We start from the raw sequence: 17,530 nt of genomic DNA on the forward strand, positions 1-17,530 counted from the left end.
TTTGCTTCTTCTCCTCTTATTTATATCTAAAATGTTTTTTAAGATAACGATTTTTATTGAAATTTGGTTTTATTCAAAAAAATAAATTGTTCGTGTCATCTAAATATTAAAAATGAAGCAATTAGTAAATTCACTATTCGTGGTTATAGTTTTTTTCTCTTCTTGTCAAAATAACAATTCCAAAAACAAAGAAATTACAGATTCCACTCAAGAAAATTCTATCAAAAAAGAAGAAACAGAGAAAGTAGAGGAAACAGATTTTGATACATTCTTTCAAAAATACCGTTCTGATTCAGTTTTTCAAGTCAATCACACAAAATTTCCTCTCAAATGTGTCAATATAGAATTGGAAGAAATTACGACTACTTTTATCCCAAAAAGCGATTGGGAATTTAATAATTTTGAAGATAACCATAAAACTGAATATGACCAATACGAATATGTAAAGGAAATTGGTAATGAGAATTTGGTCTTATATGAAATGAGAGGAATTGACAATGGTATTCTTGTGATTTATAAATTTACTTTCAATAATCAAAAATGGATGTTGGAGGAAATAGAAAATGCTGCTAATTGATATTTTCAATTTTTCGGAATACTCTCAATGCATTAAAACTCAACTAGAGAAAAATCACTCAACTTTTCCCACTACCAACTCTTCATCATTAGGGATTTTATATTCTTTACATTTTTGTTTTAGAGTATTGTATTCTTGAATGGACATATCTTTCCAATTTTGTTGCCCCAATAAATTATTCAGATAACGTTCATCTATATTTTTCAAGAAAAATTCTTTTACTTCAAAATAAGAACCATAGAGTGTATCTTGAGTAAGCGTATCAATAGTTTGTGTAGATATAAACTGTTTTTCTAAATAGTGCATATAAATTGTGTCTTGACAAAAAATAATATGTTTAGGTTCTTGGTCTTTTTTACCCTTCCATATTGTTTCATTCTCTTTTAGATTTACTTTATACTTAAAGCTGTGAGTTGTACCATAATTATGTTTTGTAATCAAACCTATATGAGTAGTTTCTTTATTTGTTTTCTCTACTTCTAAGTATTTTCCATTGTCTAAGGTTATATTTTCTACTTTTATGTTTTCTTCAGAACGCTGCTCGCAGCTCATTAAAAATAAAGCAACCATTATAAAAACTATACTACTTTTCATTTTTAGAGATTTATTTTGACCCTCAAACTTAAAATACAAATTTAATCAAAAATAGCCTTAGAATTATTTTTTGTAAGGCTAAGGTTATTTTGATAGAAAAGCTAGTTTTTGAAATCTAAAAATCACAACTGGAAGTCAAATACATCGTCGTAATTTGACTTGAGCAAACTAAAATAAAGTCAAAATGCTAAAAAATCAATTATGAATTATATCAAAAGAATAGTTTTTCCTCAAAACGAAATAAATTTAGAAGATTTAAAAGAAGACTAAGCGACTTTATTTTATCTTTGTAACAAGATACAAAATCAAAGGTAATTAACTGATTACTGGTAACTGTTTACTGATAACTGAAATTATGAATTTTATAGACACGCACGCTCATTTATATGACAAAAAATTTAAACCTGACTGGAACGAATTAGTAGATAGACTCAATGATACGGGAATAGAACGAGTTTACTTACCAAATATTGACCACGCTTCCATCGAACCTATGTTTGAAATTGAAGCAAAAGATAAACAAAGGTTTATTCCTATGATGGGATTGCATCCTTGTTCTGTCAAAAAAGATTTTGAAAAAGAACTTTATATTGTAGAAGAATGGCTAAATAAACGTAAATTTTCAGCCGTTGGAGAAATTGGACTGGATTTATACTGGGACAAATCCTTTTTCGAACAACAAAAAGAAGCCTTCGAAATTCAAATAAATTGGGCTAAAAAATTCAATATTCCGATTGCTATTCATACAAGAGAATCAACTGACGAAGCATTAGATATTTTAGAAAATCTCAAAGATGAAAAGTTAAAAGGTGTCTTTCATTGTTTTGGTGGAACTTTGCAGCAAGCTGAAAGAATCCAAAAACTAGATTTTTTGATGGGAATCGGTGGAGTGGTTACTTATAAAAATGGAGGTTTGGATAAAGTATTACCAAGTGTAGATTTAAAACATTTGATTTTGGAAACTGATGCACCTTATCTTTCGCCTGTTCCACATAGAGGAAAGCGAAATGAAAGCAGTTACATTCCAATTATCGCCAAAAAAATCGCTGAAATAAAAGGACTTACAATAAAAGAAGTCGCTGAAAAAACTACTCAAAATGCAAAGAAATTATTTGGGAATTAGGGAATAGAAATTGGGACATGGGGAACTACAAATGAAATACAACTGTCTTGACAGTTTAATGAAATTAACTGATTACTGGTAACTGAAAAAATATGCTTTTAGACCAATACAACATCATAAAATTACGTACTGCTGCTGATGAGGACTGCAAAACGTCAATTTTGGTAATTTATACAGGAGGAACAATCGGAATGGATTATGACGAAAATGGTAGTCTTGTTCCTTTTGATTTTGAAATTTTGTTAGAAAAAGTTCCTGAGCTTACTCGTTTTAAGTTTTGGCTTACGATGCTTGTTCCTTTCGAACCTATGGATTCATCAAATATGGGAACAGAACATTGGCTTAGTATGAGTTGGCTGATTGAAGAATTGTATGATCAGTTTGATGGTTTCGTGATTTTGCATGGAACAGATACGATGGCATATTCAGCTTCAGCTATGAGTTTTTTACTTCAAAATCTAGCTAAACCTGTTATCTTGACTGGCGCACAAATTCCGATAAGCGCACACCGAACCGATGCAAGAGAAAACCTAATTGGGGCTTTAGAAATTGCTTCTATGCAAGAAAACAAACAGCAAATAGTAATAACAGAAGAGGGAAATGAAATAATTAAAGAACAAAATGTTGCTTTAGTTCCAGAGGTTTGTGTTTATTTTGATAATTTACTCTTGAGAGGAAATCGTTCGAAGAAAGTGCAGAGTTTGAATTTTACAGCCTTTGAATCCCAAAACTATCCTCATCTTGCCGAAGCAGGAATTTTCATTAATTATGCAAAAGGCTATATCCTTCCTGTTTCGAATAAAAAACTAAATTTTAAAAGTGCAATGGATGATAATGTTATTCTTTGGAAAATACATCCTAGTATGAATCCAAAATATTATCTTCCTATGTTGGAAAGTGAAAACCTAAAAGGTGTAGTTTTAGAATCATTTGGTTCTGGAAATATCCCAACTGAAAAATGGATTATAGATATTTTAGAAAAAATAATTAATCGTGGAGTAGTCGTTGTGAATGTGTCTCAATGTGCTGGTGGTTATGTTTTGCAAGGACATTATGAAACAAGTCATGCGCTCACTCAAATAGGTGTAATCAGTGGAAATGATTTGACTTCCGAGGCAGCTCTAACAAAACTTATGTATCTCTTTGGCAATTACGACAACAAAAAAGAGAAGGAAAAAATAATTGAACTACTACAAACTCCTCTTTGTGGGGAGATGACTTTGTTTTGATACTACTAAAAATGGTTACTATTTTAAAGAATAATAACCATTTTATAAAAACTAATACAAAATTTTATAAGTCAAAATTTGCATTCCTTTTTCATACGATTCAGTTTGCAAAAGCTCTAACTGATAGGATTTCTGAGAATTTCCAAAAATTTTGATGCCTTTACCTAACAGAATAGGATTTAACTTAATTTTTAGAATATCGATTTTTTTGTTTTCTAACAACCACCCTGCAAATCTTCCTCCTCCACAAAGATAAATGTCAGTTCCTTGTTGTGCTTGAATTTTTTCTATTTCAGAAAGGTTTATACTTTTTATGTGAACATTTGCATCAGCATTTTCAAATGTTAGATTATCTGAAAAAATATAATGTTCCATAGTTGAGTAAGCAGCTTTGCCAACTTCTAAACCATATTTATATCCAAATTCATATGTTTTTCTTCCCATAATTACAGTATCAAATTCTTTCAAATCATTTTGATATTTTGTAACTCCATTACCTTCAAATATAAATTGGCTTATATCCTCATTTTCTCCTGCAATAAATCCATCTAATGAACAAGCTACATAATAAATAATTTTTCTCATTGTATTGTATAGTTAAGTTGATAATTTAATTTTTGTTACACCTAAAGAGTCTGGCAACACTATACAACACAAAAAAAATGCTTGAAGTTCCCATAAAAACAGGAAATTTCAAGCATTTTGTATTTATAAAGTCAATGGTAATTTCACTTATAACTTACCACTAACAACTTATAACTATATTCTTATCCACCAAAATCATCAAACATAATGTGTTCTTGTGGAACGCCATAATCATCTAACATTTTCAAAACGGCTGCATTCATCATTGGAGGTCCACAGAAGTAAAATTCAATTTCTTCTGGATCTTCATGTTTAGAAAGATAATTATCAATCAAAGATTGATGAACAAAACCTACTTTACCATCCCAGTTATCTTCTGGTAATGGTTCTGAAAGTACAATATTAAATGTAAAATTCGGAAATTCTTTTTCGATAGCTCTAAATTCCTCTACGTAGAAAAGTTCTCTTTTCGAACGTCCACCATACCAAAATGAAACCTTACGGTCAGATTTAAGAGTATGGAATAAATGGAAAATATGAGAACGCAATGGAGCCATACCAGCACCACCACCAATATAAATCATTTCTTTACCTGTATCTTTAATAAAGAATTCGCCATAAGGTCCTGAGATATTTACTTTATCTCCTTCTTTACAATTAAATACATAAGAAGAACATTTTCCTGGATTTACATCCATCCATTTGTTATTTGCTCTATCCCAAGGTGGAGTAGCAATACGAATGTTAAGCATGACAATATTTCCCTCTGCTGGGTGATTTGCCATAGAATAAGCTCTAAATTCTAGCTCATCATTTACCATTTTCAAATCCCAAAGACCAAATTTATTCCATTCATCTCTGAACTTGTCTTTTCCACCAGGGTCATTTGGAAGTGGGCTAATATCTATATTTTTAAAATCTACTGTAATTGGTGGTACGTCAATCTGAATATATCCACCCGACTCAAAGTGTAAACTCTCCCCTGCAGGTAATTCTACTACAAATTCTTTAATAAAAGAGGCTACATTATAGTTAGATTTAACAGTACATTCCCATTTTTTAATTCCAAAAATTTCTTCTGGAATACGGATTTGCATATCTTTCTTTACTTTTACTTGACAAGCCAAACGAACATTTTCTTTTTGTTCAGAACGGCTCAAATGTCCGACTTCGGTAGGCAAAACATCACCACCACCATCATCTACAATACATTTACACATGGCACATGTACCACCACCACCACAGGCAGAAGGTAAAAATATTTTGTTTTCACCAAGAGTAGAAAGAAGTGTTGAGCCAGCAGCAACAACGATTGGATCGCCCTCATTACCATTGACAGTGATTTTTACGTCTCCACTTTGTACTAATTGCGCCTTTGCAACAAGAAGCAATCCTACAAGCAGAAGAGTAACAACTCCGAAAACGGCAAGTCCTGCAAGAATTACAGTTAAATTGATCATGTATTCTGTTTTTTTAGGTCTATTTTTGCGTTTGAATAAATTACTTACTAAAGATTCATTTATTGAAATAATATAGCTACAAATATACGTTCAAAAATTCTCAAATACCAATAGCAATTCATTAAAAAACACGTTTTATTTCAAAATTTTGCTATTTTTTTAAATTTTCATATCAAAACAAGTCGTATCAAACTACTTGATATAAGCTGATTATAAAAAATCTTTACTCGCTTTTTATCTGTAACTTTGTGATTGACAATAAGAAATAAATGTAGTAGAAAATTGTTTTACAAAAAAAAAATCATTCAAAATAAAATTATGAATTCAATAAGTTTGATAGAATCCGATAAAATAAATCTTCTCATTGACGGTTTGGCAGAAAATGGCTGGGCAACTGTTGATGATTTTTTACCTTTAGAAATTGCAAATTCTCTTAGAAAAGAATTAAATGATGAATATGAAAAAGGGGAATTTGACCCAGCAGGAATAGGAAGACGTGGTGTAGATTGGCAATTACGACCAGAAATAAGAAGCGATTATGTAAAATGGTTGCAACCCAATGAATTGACAGAATTTCAACAGCTTTATTGGACTCAAATAGATAATTTCAAACAAGCAATTAATCAAGAATTATATTTATCCCTAAATAATTTTGAAGGGCATTTTGCTATTTATCCACCTAAAAGTTTCTACAAAAAACATTTAGACAATCATCAGTCAGCCCAAAAACGGTTTATTTCCTGTATTCTTTATTTCAATCAAGATTGGAAAGAAGAAGATGGAGGCAAATTGAGAATCTACGATAAAGACGATAAACATAAAGTAGAAACTGATATTTTGCCCATCTTTAATCGCTTTGTATGTATGCGAAGCGAACTTATTTGGCATGAAGTTTTGCCGAGTGAAAAACGAAACAGAATGAGTATGACAGGTTGGTTGAGAAGAGAAAGTTAATCCTTTTTCTCCACGAATAAATTCGTAGGTTTCATTTTTGAATAAATTTCCGATAAAAAAACAGCTTTTGCTAAAGTAATTTTAAAATTCTACTAAAATTAGTACCTTTAAATCTATAAAATACTTAGTAGGTCATAATTTTTAATTAGCTATGCTGATTATTTCATAATTAGCTTCGCTGAATATCCATTTCGTAATTATTCATCAATGAATCTCAATAAAGCTCGCCACGCTCTTCAACAATATTTTGGTTATTCTACTTTTCGCCCGTTGCAAGAAGATATTATTTCTTCTGTCTATGCAAAAAATGATACACTTGTTTTGATGCCAACAGGTGGAGGAAAATCTATTTGTTATCAAATTCCTGCCGTTACTTTAGATGGAATTTGTATTGTTATTTCGCCTTTGATTGCGCTGATGAAAGACCAAGTAAATGCACTTCAAACCAACGGAATTTCGGCAGCCTTTCTTAATTCTTCACAAGATGCAGGCGAACAAAGAGAAATAGAAGCAGAAGTAAAACAAGGAATTATAAAACTTTTGTACGTTTCACCAGAAAAATTATTGACAGATTCATTTCTTTATTTTTTGAGTTCTTTGCCTGTTTCACTTTTTGCTGTCGATGAAGCGCATTGTATTTCGCAGTGGGGACACGATTTTCGTCCAGAATACACACAACTCAAAACGTTAAAAGACCGTTTTCCACTCGTTCCGATGATTGCTCTTACGGCTACGGCTGATAAAATTACTAGGCGAGATATTGTCAGTCAATTAGGTTTAGAAAATCCGACCGAGTTTGTGGCTTCATTTAACCGTCCTAATCTTTCACTCAATGTTTTACCTGCTTATAAAAGGATGGATAGCATTGTAAGTTATATTTTGAGGCGACCAAATGAATCAGGAATTATTTATGCCTTGAGCAGAAAAAATACAGAAAATATCGCTGCAAGGCTTCAAAAAGCAGGTGTAAAAGCTGATTATTACCACGCAGGACTAACTGCTCACGAAAGAAACCGAGTTCAAGATGATTTTATTGCAGACCGAACACCTATTGTTTGTGCAACAGTTGCCTTTGGAATGGGCATCGATAAGCCAAATGTTCGTTGGGTAATGCATTATAATATTCCAAAAAATATTGAAGGCTATTATCAAGAAATTGGACGAGCAGGACGTGATGGACTTACAGGCGATACACTGCTTTTTTATAGTTTTAATGACTTGGAAGTATTGAAAGGTTTTGCAGAAGAAAGTGGACAAAAAGAACTTCAACTTGCCAAACTAGAGCGAATGCAACAGTACGCAGATGCTCAAATTTGTAGAAGAAAGATATTATTGAGTTATTTTGGAGAAACTTTATTAGAAAACTGTGGAAACTGTGATGTATGTAAAAATCCTCCTAAACATTTTGATGGAACAATCATCGCACAAAAAGCATTTTCGGCAATGATGCGAATGGATGAAAAAGTAGGTTTTACGATGCTTATTGATGTTTTGCGTGGTTCGCAGCGACAGGAAGTTTTGGAAAGAGGATATGATAAAATAAAAACGTATGGTGCAGGTTCGGATATTTCGGCTGGAATTTGGCAACAGCATTTATTACAGTTTTTGAATATGGGTTTGATAGAAATTGCGTATGACCAAAATAATGCTTTAAAGCTAACAGAGGCAGCAAAAGCTATTTTATTTCAAAAAAAGAAAGTAGATTTAGTCAAATTTGAGTTTAAATCTAAGAAAGAAAGAGAGAAAGAATTTGAAAGACCAAAAAGTAAAAAACGAGAACTTCAAGACGGATTATTTGAAGAATTGCGTCAGCTCAGAAGACAGATTGCAGACTCAAAAGGAATTGCTCCCTATATGGTTTTTGGAGATGCAACACTCAAAGATATGGTCGATAAATCGCCTACACATTTGTTTCAGATGCGCCAAGTTTCTGGTGTTGGTGATGTAAAATTGAGAGAATTTGGACAAATATTTTTAGATACAATAGTAAATTTTCTCAAAAATCAAGATGTTGCAGATAAAGCAAAACTGACAAGTTCGCATCAAGTGAGTTACGAAATGTTTACAAAAGAAAATAAATCATTAGCTCAAATAGCAAAAGAGCGAAATATTACTGAAGGAACTGTTTTAGGACATTTGTATAAAGCAAGTCAAGACGGATTTGAAATTGATTGGTTAGAATTTGTAACCCTAGAAGAAATAGAAATTATCGAAAAAGCCATCAAAACAGTCAGAAAAAGGATACCAAAAGATGAAACTTTCAGAATGAAATTTGTCTTTGAGTATTTAGAAGAAAAAATGAGTTATGTCAAATTGCGTGCTGCTGTGGCTTATCAAAAAGGACAGGAGGTTTAAAATAATATTATTTACTCTCTTAAAAAAATAGGTTCTCTGTTTCTAGTTGTGCAACACATCAAAAATTTGCTTAATCAATCTCAATTCTCAGTTTTGCACTATAAATAGTTTCCTTTTGCTCAATTTCTAAAGAATATTTATGAGGATAAAGAAGTTCTAGCCTTCGTTTGAGGTTTTGTAATCCAATTCCTTGTTCTGTCTGTTTTTGATTATTTTCTTCTGAATCAAAATTATTTTCTATCCAAAACATAAGTTCTTGTTGATTTTTATTTTGAATCAAATCTAGTTGAATAGTCAAAAAAGCATTTTCTCTCAATGTTTCTACGCCATGTTTGAAGGCATTTTCAAGTAAAATAATGAAAAGTAAAGGCGCAATTTGAGTAGTTTCTGTATTTATAGTTTGTCCAACTGAAAAACTGATTTCTACGTCTTTTTGATACCGAATTTTTTGAAGTTCGATATAATTTTTTAGATATTCTATTTCATCAAGTACCAAAACGGTCTGTTTTTGTCCTTCATAAATGGTGTAACGCATCATATCAGAAAGTTGCAAAATCATTGTAGGAGCTTTTTCTGAATTTTGAACTGTCAAAGAATAAAGATTATTGAGCGTATTAAAGAAAAAATGAGGATTTATTTGAGTTTTCAAAAGAGCTAATTCGGCAGTCGTTTTTTGTGCTTTTAAGTTTTGTAACCATTTCCATTGTTCATATATCCAAATCAGAAAAAAAGCAGGAATAGGCAAAATAAAAAAACTAAGAGCTGTTTCTTTTTTCTGTAAATACATTTCCAATCCACCAGAAAACAACCTAACATACAGAAAATAAAGCGATGAAACCCCATAAACTCCCCAAATAATGATTTTATATTTTGTAAAAAAAGACGGAAAAGCAGCATAAAATCCACCCATCCAAAATAAAATCATAATTAAAATAATTACAGGATTATCAGTCATTCCCTGCATAGAAAGTCGTACAAAAGCCAAAACTCCAATTAATAAGAGAAGTCCTAGAAGTAGATATAAATAGTTTCCTCCTTTTTTAAAATAGGTATAAATCATCAACGAAATAACAACTCCATATAGCAACAGAAAAAAAGTATTCATAAAAAACTCCTTTTCATCTATCAAAATCAGTTTGCTGTACTGCAATAATTTTACAAGAATAAAAGTAAGTGGAAAGCCTATCAAAACGGCTTTATATTTCTTGAGAAGAGTAATAATTTGATTCATGTGAAGTATAATTTTTGTCTTACGAAAATACATCTTCTTTACTCTCATTCATAAAAATCATGACAAACCCAGTAAAAACAAGGTCAAACAAGTTGTTTTTTGATTTAAAATGGTTTGTCAGTCTTTTAAAAGTGTATAAAGTCAAAAAAAACGTGTTTGTCATTCTTATTAGATAGAGAAAAAATAGTGTTTTAGTTTTGGAATATAGAAAAAAACAGTCGTTGGTGAGACACCCACAACGGCAGTAGAAAAAACATTCTTCATTTAATCTCTACCAAAATGAACACACTCACTATTGAAAACCTTTCAAAAACATATCCCAACGGAACAGAAGCCTTACAATCTATTTCTTTAGAACTTACAGACGGAATGTTTGGCTTATTAGGAGCAAATGGAGCAGGAAAATCGTCTCTCATGCGAACCCTTGCCACATTACAAGAACCCTCTTTAGGAACTATTACTTTCAATAAAAATGATATTCTAAAAAATCCAGATGCAATTCGTCATACACTTGGCTATTTACCTCAAGAATTTGGTGTGTATCCCAAAATTTCAGCACAAGAAATGCTCAATTATTTAGGAATTTTGAAAGGGTTAGAAAATAAAAAAGAACGAAAAGAACAAGTAAACGCACTTTTAGAGCAAACAAATTTATATCAACAACGCAAAAAATCAGTTGCTACTTTTTCAGGTGGAATGCGCCAACGTTTCGGAATTGCACAAGCATTATTGGGAAATCCAAAACTGATTATTGTAGATGAACCCACAGCAGGACTTGACCCCACAGAGCGCAATCGTTTTTTGAATCTTCTGAGTGAAATTGGCGAAAACAGAATCGTTATTTTATCGACGCATTTTGTGGAAGACATACGAGAACTCTGTACCAATATGGCAATTATGGGACAAGGAAAAATTATAACAAAAGGAAATCCTAATGAGCTTATTTCTACTTTAAAGAATTGTATTTGGACGAAAATGGTAGAAAAAAATGAAGTTCTACACCTTAAAAATAGGTTTCAAGTCATTTCTACAAAACTCATAGGAGGAAAAACACAACTTACTATTTTTTCAAAAACAGCTCCTAATGAAGGTTTTGAGCCTAAAATGGCAACTTTAGAAGATTTTTACTTTACAAAAAGCTAATATCAATTACGAATTACGAATTAAAAATTACGAATTTAATATTCTGATTAACAGCCCTGCCTTCATTGATATTTTATCGCAACAACACCAGCCAAAAACACTCCTTGCCTTTGTTGGTGTTTTAGCACAGCGACACCTACAAAAACTACCACAAATCAAATAAAACACTTATGCTTTCTCAACTCATTTCCTTCGAATTTTCTTATCAAAGAAAACAATATTTTTTCTTTCTTGGAGCTTTTCTTTTCATGTTTTTTGGACTTGTTTTAGTCAAACAGACTTACAATATTAATTATAACTCTTCTTACAAAATAAGTAATCAAACGGCTTTAGTTAGCTTGGGAAGTGTTTTTATGATTATGTTTTTTGTGATTAGTGGCGTTTTGAGAGAGAGAAATTACGAAACTGAAAGTCTTATTTTCACTACAAAATTATCCAAAACTTCTTTTTTTATAAGCCGTTTTTTAGGTGTTTTTGTGTTTAGTTTGTTGGCATTTAGTTTTCTATTTTTGGGTTTGATACTTGGACTTTTTATACACGATTTGGATGCTGTACGAATTGCTGATTTTGATATTTTGATGTATTTGTGGAGTTGGTTTATTTTTGCGTTGCCAAACGTATTTATTTGTTCTTCTATTATTTTTTCGGTGGCACTTTTGAGTAAAAATAGTTTAGCAGTTTATAGCAGTGCCGTTTTTATTTATGCATTTTACTTTCTGTGTTCTATATTTTTTGAGTCGCCTTTAATGGCTTCTTCGACTTCTACGTCTGCTGAAAACCTGCAACTTGCTGCCATTTTAGACCCGTTTGGAATTTCTGCTTTTTTCGAACAAACTACCTACTGGACAAATCAAGAAAAAAATACTTTATGGATTTCTTTTACAGATAATTTACTCATAAACAGAATGTTATGGATAACAATAGGTGTTTTTATTTTAGGTTTTGCCTATAAATTATTTTCTTTTCGAAGTAGCAACACAAGCCTAAAAAAACAAAAAAATAGTACAGAAAAACAGAATCATCATTTTATTTCTGCATTCACTTTTGATTCCATTGAACCTAATTACAAAACTTTCAAAACACATTGGAATAGTTATTTGATTCAAACCAAAATCAATCTACAACTCATTTTTAAAAGTTTGCCTTTTGTGGCTGTGCTTTTAGTTTTTATGATAATTGTTCTGATAGAAAGCTATACCAGAACTACAAATGGAGGTGCATATAATGAAAGTTGGTTTCCTGTTACATTTATTTTAATAGACCTTTTTAAAGATGTATTGAAGCCATTAGCTCTGTTTTTGATTGTTTTTTATAGTGGAGAAATTGTTTGGAAGGAACGAGAATTGAAATTTAATGGAATTTTGGAAGCTCTGCCAGTCAAAAATATGACTTTGTTTTTCTCAAAATTAACGGTGCTGATTGCCTTACCTTTCATTCTGACTTTGGTAGGAATATTTTTATCTATTGGATTGCAGATTTCGAAAAGCTATTTCAATTTTGAATTTGATTTATATGTTTCTTTGTTCTATTATGAAGGTGTAAGGATGATTTTTTATAGCATTTTGGCTCTATTTATTCAAAGTCTTATAAAAAATAAATACTTGGGAATGCTACTTTTGGGTTGTTTTATTCTGTTTTTTGGAACTTCTCTTTCTTTTGGAATTGGTATTGAACACCCTTTGCTGCGTTTTGGAAATTTGCCTACTATCAACTATTCAGATATGAATGGCTATAGCGTGGGAGGTTTTCATTATTTAGCTCTTCATTGGACTTTAATTGGACTTTTTTTAACTATTCTGACTTTCAAAATTTGGAAACGAGGAGAAAAAACAATTTCAATTTCTGAGTTATTGACAATCAAAAAATCAAATTTTATTTTAGGAATTGCTTTTATTTTGCCTTTATGTTCGGCACTATTTATATTCTATCAAACCAATATTGAAACTGAATATTTGACTCAAAATGAGCAATTAGACAGACAAGAAAGTTATGAAAGGAAGTATAAATCGTATGAAAACATCGAAAAATTAGTTCCTGTTTCTATTGCTATTGAGATGGATATTTTTCCAAATCAGCAAAAATACAAAGCTGTTGGAAAGTATATTTTGAGAAATAAAAGCAATAAAAAAATCTATACATTATTTATTACAGAAAAAGAGAAATTATCAAATGTAATTCTTCAAAATGCAAAATTGATAGAACAAGATTCTAGTTTGGGAATTCTGATTTTTGAGTTTGAAAAGCCTATTTTGCCCAATCAAGAAGTTGCTTTTTCGTATCAAATAACCAAAGAAGTAAAAAAGTTTGAAACTTCAAAAAGCATTCTAAAAAATGGTTCTTACATTGGTTTGAGAGATTTTTCTCCTATTTTGAGTTATGCAAAAAGTTGGGAAATTACCAATTCACATGAAAGAGAAAAGCGAAATTTACCCAAACGAATAGAAGAAAAAGTTAATGATGATGACTTAAATAATGAGGATTATAATGGAATTGGAAGAATTAATTTTGAAGCAATTGTTTCTACATCTTCTGACCAAATTGCGATTAGCTCAGGAAATTTGATTAAAAAATGGACTGAAAATCAAAGAAACTATTACCATTACAAAACGCCTATTTTGATTTCGCCTGCTGTTTCTTTTTTCTCTGCAAATTATGCTGTTCAGAGAGAAAATTATAACGAAATTGCGATTGAACATTATTATCATCCTTCACATAACTATAACAATCAACAAATCATAGAAAGCATCAAAACAACACTAGATTATTGTACGAAAAACTATGGCAAATATCCTTTTAAAGAGCTACGTATTGCTGAAATCCCTGCTTATTGGAGTTTTGGAGGCTTTGCACATGCAGGAATGATTTCGATGGTAGAAGATAGATTGTACTTGATTGATAGAAGAAATACCAATGATTTTGACTTAGTAACCAAAAGAACCATTCATGAAGTGGCACATCAATGGTGGGGACACGCTTTATCGCCTAAAAATATTGAAGGTTCAAGTTTGATTGTTGAAGGATTTACAAAGTATAATGAAGCTATGATTATGGAAAAAATGATTGGTAAAAAACACCTTTTTCAACTCGCTAAAACAGCAAACAAACAATATTTCAAAGGCAAAACCTATACAAGTGAAACCGAACCAGCTTTATATTTGGCAAGAGGAGAAAGTTATTTATCGTATGGAAAAAGTTATACTGTGATGTTTGCCTTAAAGGAGCTGATAGGAGAAGGAAAAGTAAATCAAGTTTTGAAAAATCTACTAGAAAAGCATAAAAATAAAAGTGAGTTTTCAGGAACTTCTTTAGATTTTTTGGAAGAGGTCTATAAAGTTACACCTCAAAAATATCATTCTTTGGTAAATGATTGGTTTAAAAAGCGAGTTATTTATGATTTGAAAATCGAAAATGTAAGCTCAAAAAAGCTCACTAATGATGCACGAGGAAACTATGAAATTACGTTACAAGTAAAAGCAAAACGCTTTGAAACAATAGAAAACCAACACAATACAAGTGAAAAAATAGTTTCTATTCCTATTAATGAACCTATTATGATTGGACTTTTTTCTGTTTTGCCTTCTCAAATTGATAAAGAAAAAGAAAGTGAGCAAATCATTTATTTAGATTCTAAAAATATCGATCAAGAACTAAATACATTTACTTTCTATGTCAATGAACTGCCTATTTATGCTAGTATTGACCCATTTTTTACACGTTTAGATAAAAATTTGGAAGATAATATTATGGAAATTGGAGAGTGAAGGTTTTTTATTGATTCTACATCAAACACAAAATAAAGCAGAGTGATAGATAAAACACACTTTTTTCGCTAAAAAAATTCGTAATTTTTAATTTTTAATTCGTAATTACTTATGAAAGTATTGGTATTTTACGAATAGAAAGTTTAAATTTGCATATTCAGTAAAAAATATATAGTTTTATTAAAAAATAGAATTGCAACAAAAATGCAATTTACAAAACTATTTTTTTATCTGTGAGTTAAAAGAAGTAGTGAGTTTAAGTTTATGAGTAAATTATTTTTAAATGAGTAATTTATACCATAGATTTATCATTATTCAAAAGCTCATTTTTTATATTCAAATTCTTCATTAAATAAGGAGGTATACAATCGCAAAAACATACAGAAGAGGGGGCAGACGACCTATCAGAAGAGAGGAAGACCCTCATCGCATTAATCGCCGTATCAGAGCAAAAGAAATTCGCATCGTAGGTGATGATGTTGAAAATGGAATTTATTCTACTGCCGATGCTTTAGAAATAGCTCAAAAACTGGGACTTGACTTAGTAGAAATAGCACCTAATGCTACACCACCTGTTTGTAAAATTATCGACTATTCGAAATTCAAATACGAACAGAAAAAGAAACAAAAAGAACTCAAAGCCAATGCTCATAAAGTAGTGGTTAAGGAAATTCGTTTTGGTCCTAATACCAACGAACATGACCTAGATTTCAAAACAAAACACGCTCAAAAGTTTCTTGAAGAAGGAAACAAAGTAAAAGCGTATGTGCAATTTGCAGGACGAACTATTGTCTTTAAAGACAGAGGAAGAGAAATCTTAGACCGTTTTGCAGAAGCCATAGAAGAACAAGGAAAGCCAGAAGGATATCCCAAAATGGAAGGAAAACGTATGATTATTATGTTTACTCCAAAAGCAATCCCTAAAAAGAAAACAACAAAAGAAGAGTCTGGCAAAAGTGATAAACCAAAAGCAAGCAAGTCTTCTAAAGAAAACAAAGATTCTAATAAAGATGAAAAAGCTCCTGTAAGCAAAAAATCTTCTCCTAAAAAGGAAAACAACGAAGAAGAAGAATAAACAGAAAGCTAGATATTTGTTATACAACTTCATGATAAAGCAGCTAAATCATATTTTGGCTGCTTTTTTTTTGAAACTTATCAAAATATATTATTAAATAATTTAGAAAGTAATTGAAAAAATGCTACCTTTGTAGGCTCAAATGGAGTACCTTGTATGATATGAATTAAATGTATGTGATTATCCATAATTATTTATGAATGATTATTTTAGATTTTAGATTTTAGATTTTATATAAATTACTTTACTTTGATTTAAGTTGCTTTTTTTAATTCAATAAAACAGTGCAATTATGCCTAAGATGAAAACCAACTCAGGCGCAAAAAAACGTTTTAAACTTACTGGTAGTGGAAAAATAAAGCGTAAACACGCATTTATGAACCACATTCTTACCAAAAAGTCACACAAACGTAAGAAGCGTCTTGCTCAATTTGCTATCGTTCATTCAACTGACGAAAAGCGTATCAAAAAATTGCTTATCAACATGAAGTAATAAATATAAATTACGAATTACGAATTAATTCTCTGAACTGAATATTTCATAATTCTAAAACTGATATTTATTTAATTTCTATTTCTAAGTAAATCATTTTGATTTTTCTATATTAGACCTAACTAATCATAGAATAGACAACTATCGCATACAAATCGTGTATGCATCTTTTTTAATTTTAGGTTTCTTTTACCAGAGAATAGGCTCTTAGTATAAATTACGAATTAAAAATTACGAATTATGAATGAAAATTCAGCACAGTTGAAATTTCATTGATGATAAGTGATTTGAAAGCATTTGCTTCAAAAAATTCTAATTTCAATAAGAACAAGTACAAAACATAATTATTTTTTGTCGCCTCCTCTCAAAAATTGTTATAATTATGCCTCGTTCGGTAAACCATGTCGCTTCACGAGCTCGTCGTAAGCGAGTAATGCAACACGCCAAAGGATTCTTTGGTCGTCGTAAAAATGTTTGGACAGTAGCAAAAAATGCTGTCGAAAAGAGTTTTGAATACGCCTATGTTGGTCGTAAACTCAAAAAACGTGATTTCCGTAGTATCTGGATTCAACGTATCAATGCAGGCGCACGCCAGCATGGAATGTCTTACTCTCAATTTATGGGCAAAATTCATAAAGCAGGAATTACATTAAACCGTAAAGTTCTTGCTGATTTGGCTATGAATCATCCTGAAGCATTTAAGTCGATTGTAGAAAAAGTAAAATAGACATCGTTTATTTTCTAAATCTATAATTTCTTATATAAGTTTTAAAAAAATCCTCTTTTTCTATGATTCAGTTCTAGCAAAAAGAGGATTTTTTTGGTTTAGTTTCAAAAAACATTTTTAGTTAAGAAGAGTTTTTTTATCTTTCGTACTTGCTTTAATTTTTACACACAAATATTTTAATCTATTTATTCCAACACATTACAGTTATTTTTAACTAATTAGT

14 protein-coding genes are annotated in these 17,530 nt (G+C 30.8%); 10 read left to right on the forward strand and 4 right to left on the reverse strand.

Annotation, left to right across the window (positions count from 1 at the left end):
* Positions 1–112 precede the first annotated feature (112 nt).
* Positions 113–577 (forward strand): DUF4348 domain-containing protein, encoded by a 465-nt coding sequence (locus ACE193_RS02935; protein WP_375561528.1) that lies wholly within the window; start codon positions 113–115, stop codon positions 575–577.
* A gap of 54 nt (positions 578–631) precedes the next feature.
* Here the strand turns inward: ACE193_RS02935 and ACE193_RS02940 are convergent, their stop codons facing one another.
* Positions 632–1,171, reverse strand: a complete 540-nt coding sequence (locus ACE193_RS02940) for a hypothetical protein (RefSeq protein ID WP_375561529.1) — start codon at positions 1,169–1,171, stop codon at positions 632–634.
* A gap of 355 nt (positions 1,172–1,526) precedes the next feature.
* Between ACE193_RS02940 and ACE193_RS02945 the strand changes: the two genes are divergently transcribed.
* Positions 1,527–2,294 (forward strand): TatD family hydrolase, encoded by a 768-nt coding sequence (locus tag ACE193_RS02945; protein WP_375561530.1) that lies wholly within the window; start codon positions 1,527–1,529, stop codon positions 2,292–2,294.
* A gap of 92 nt (positions 2,295–2,386) precedes the next feature.
* Entirely contained in the window at positions 2,387–3,523 is a 1,137-nt protein-coding gene (locus ACE193_RS02950; RefSeq protein ID WP_375561531.1) for an asparaginase, read from the forward strand.
* Positions 3,524–3,574: 51 nt separating this feature from the next.
* Here ACE193_RS02950 and ACE193_RS02955 read toward each other — a convergent pair whose 3' ends face one another.
* Both ACE193_RS02955 and nqrF read right to left on the reverse strand, forming a co-directional pair.
* Positions 3,575–4,108, reverse strand: a complete 534-nt coding sequence (locus ACE193_RS02955; protein ID WP_375561532.1) for a dihydrofolate reductase family protein — start codon at positions 4,106–4,108, stop codon at positions 3,575–3,577.
* Positions 4,109–4,290: 182 nt separating this feature from the next.
* Positions 4,291–5,568: an NADH:ubiquinone reductase (Na(+)-transporting) subunit F gene (gene nqrF, locus ACE193_RS02960; protein WP_375561533.1), complete on the reverse strand. Its 1,278-nt coding sequence runs from the start codon at positions 5,566–5,568 to the stop codon at positions 4,291–4,293.
* Between the two features lie 318 nt (positions 5,569–5,886).
* On the opposite strand from nqrF, the gene ACE193_RS02965 reads away from it, so the two are divergent.
* Positions 5,887–6,522 (forward strand): 2OG-Fe(II) oxygenase, encoded by a 636-nt coding sequence (locus tag ACE193_RS02965; RefSeq protein WP_375561534.1) that lies wholly within the window; start codon positions 5,887–5,889, stop codon positions 6,520–6,522.
* A 207-nt stretch (positions 6,523–6,729) separates the two neighbouring features.
* Positions 6,730–8,877: a DNA helicase RecQ gene (gene recQ / locus ACE193_RS02970; RefSeq protein WP_375561535.1), complete on the forward strand. Its 2,148-nt coding sequence runs from the start codon at positions 6,730–6,732 to the stop codon at positions 8,875–8,877.
* 70 nt (positions 8,878–8,947) lie between these two features.
* Here the strand turns inward: recQ and ACE193_RS02975 are convergent, their stop codons facing one another.
* Complete coding sequence (locus tag ACE193_RS02975; protein WP_375561536.1) at positions 8,948–10,108, reverse strand: sensor histidine kinase; 1,161 nt, start codon at positions 10,106–10,108, stop codon at positions 8,948–8,950.
* Between the two features lie 279 nt (positions 10,109–10,387).
* Here ACE193_RS02975 and ACE193_RS02980 point away from each other — a divergent pair, with 279 nt between their 5' ends.
* The 5 genes from ACE193_RS02980 (at position 10,388) to rplT (ending at position 17,307) form a co-directional block, all read left to right on the forward strand.
* The gene (locus ACE193_RS02980) at positions 10,388–11,251 is read left to right on the forward strand and encodes an ABC transporter ATP-binding protein (protein ID WP_375561537.1); all 864 of its coding nucleotides are present in this window, start codon (positions 10,388–10,390) and stop codon (positions 11,249–11,251) included.
* A gap of 170 nt (positions 11,252–11,421) precedes the next feature.
* The gene (locus ACE193_RS02985; protein WP_375561538.1) at positions 11,422–15,012 is read left to right on the forward strand and encodes a M1 family aminopeptidase; all 3,591 of its coding nucleotides are present in this window, start codon (positions 11,422–11,424) and stop codon (positions 15,010–15,012) included.
* A gap of 403 nt (positions 15,013–15,415) precedes the next feature.
* Positions 15,416–16,087 carry a translation initiation factor IF-3 gene (gene infC, locus ACE193_RS02990; RefSeq protein ID WP_375563336.1) on the forward strand — a complete coding sequence of 224 codons (672 nt, stop codon included), beginning with the start codon at positions 15,416–15,418 and terminating at the stop codon, positions 16,085–16,087.
* Between the two features lie 292 nt (positions 16,088–16,379).
* On the forward strand, positions 16,380–16,580 hold the full coding sequence (gene rpmI, locus ACE193_RS02995) for a 50S ribosomal protein L35 (RefSeq protein WP_014796322.1): 201 nt from the start codon (positions 16,380–16,382) through the stop codon (positions 16,578–16,580).
* 382 nt (positions 16,581–16,962) lie between these two features.
* Positions 16,963–17,307 (forward strand): 50S ribosomal protein L20, encoded by a 345-nt coding sequence (gene rplT / locus ACE193_RS03000; RefSeq protein ID WP_375561539.1) that lies wholly within the window; start codon positions 16,963–16,965, stop codon positions 17,305–17,307.
* The last annotated feature ends 223 nt before the right edge of the window (positions 17,308–17,530 follow it).

It is taken from the genome of Bernardetia aquimarina, assembly GCF_042180575.1.
Taxonomy (GTDB): Bacteria; Bacteroidota; Bacteroidia; order Cytophagales; family Bernardetiaceae; genus Bernardetia.

Excerpts from the sequence above, each read along its gene's own strand:
- ACE193_RS02935 (WP_375561528.1), top strand. The coding sequence starts at position 113 with ATGAAGCAATTAGTAAATTCACTATTCGTGGTTATAGTTTTTTTCTCT.
- rpmI (WP_014796322.1), top strand. The coding sequence starts at position 16,380 with ATGCCTAAGATGAAAACCAACTCAGGCGCAAAAAAACGTTTTAAACTT.
- rplT (WP_375561539.1), top strand. The coding sequence starts at position 16,963 with ATGCCTCGTTCGGTAAACCATGTCGCTTCACGAGCTCGTCGTAAGCGA.
- ACE193_RS02965 (WP_375561534.1), top strand. The coding sequence starts at position 5,887 with ATGAATTCAATAAGTTTGATAGAATCCGATAAAATAAATCTTCTCATT.
- ACE193_RS02950 (WP_375561531.1), top strand. The coding sequence starts at position 2,387 with ATGCTTTTAGACCAATACAACATCATAAAATTACGTACTGCTGCTGAT.
- ACE193_RS02955 (WP_375561532.1), bottom strand. The coding sequence starts at position 4,108 with ATGAGAAAAATTATTTATTATGTAGCTTGTTCATTAGATGGATTTATT.
- ACE193_RS02985 (WP_375561538.1), top strand. The coding sequence starts at position 11,422 with ATGCTTTCTCAACTCATTTCCTTCGAATTTTCTTATCAAAGAAAACAA.
- recQ (WP_375561535.1), top strand. The coding sequence starts at position 6,730 with ATGAATCTCAATAAAGCTCGCCACGCTCTTCAACAATATTTTGGTTAT.
- nqrF (WP_375561533.1), bottom strand. The coding sequence starts at position 5,568 with ATGATCAATTTAACTGTAATTCTTGCAGGACTTGCCGTTTTCGGAGTT.
- ACE193_RS02940 (WP_375561529.1), bottom strand. The coding sequence starts at position 1,171 with ATGAAAAGTAGTATAGTTTTTATAATGGTTGCTTTATTTTTAATGAGC.
- ACE193_RS02945 (WP_375561530.1), top strand. The coding sequence starts at position 1,527 with ATGAATTTTATAGACACGCACGCTCATTTATATGACAAAAAATTTAAA.
- ACE193_RS02980 (WP_375561537.1), top strand. The coding sequence starts at position 10,388 with ATGAACACACTCACTATTGAAAACCTTTCAAAAACATATCCCAACGGA.
- ACE193_RS02975 (WP_375561536.1), bottom strand. The coding sequence starts at position 10,108 with ATGAATCAAATTATTACTCTTCTCAAGAAATATAAAGCCGTTTTGATA.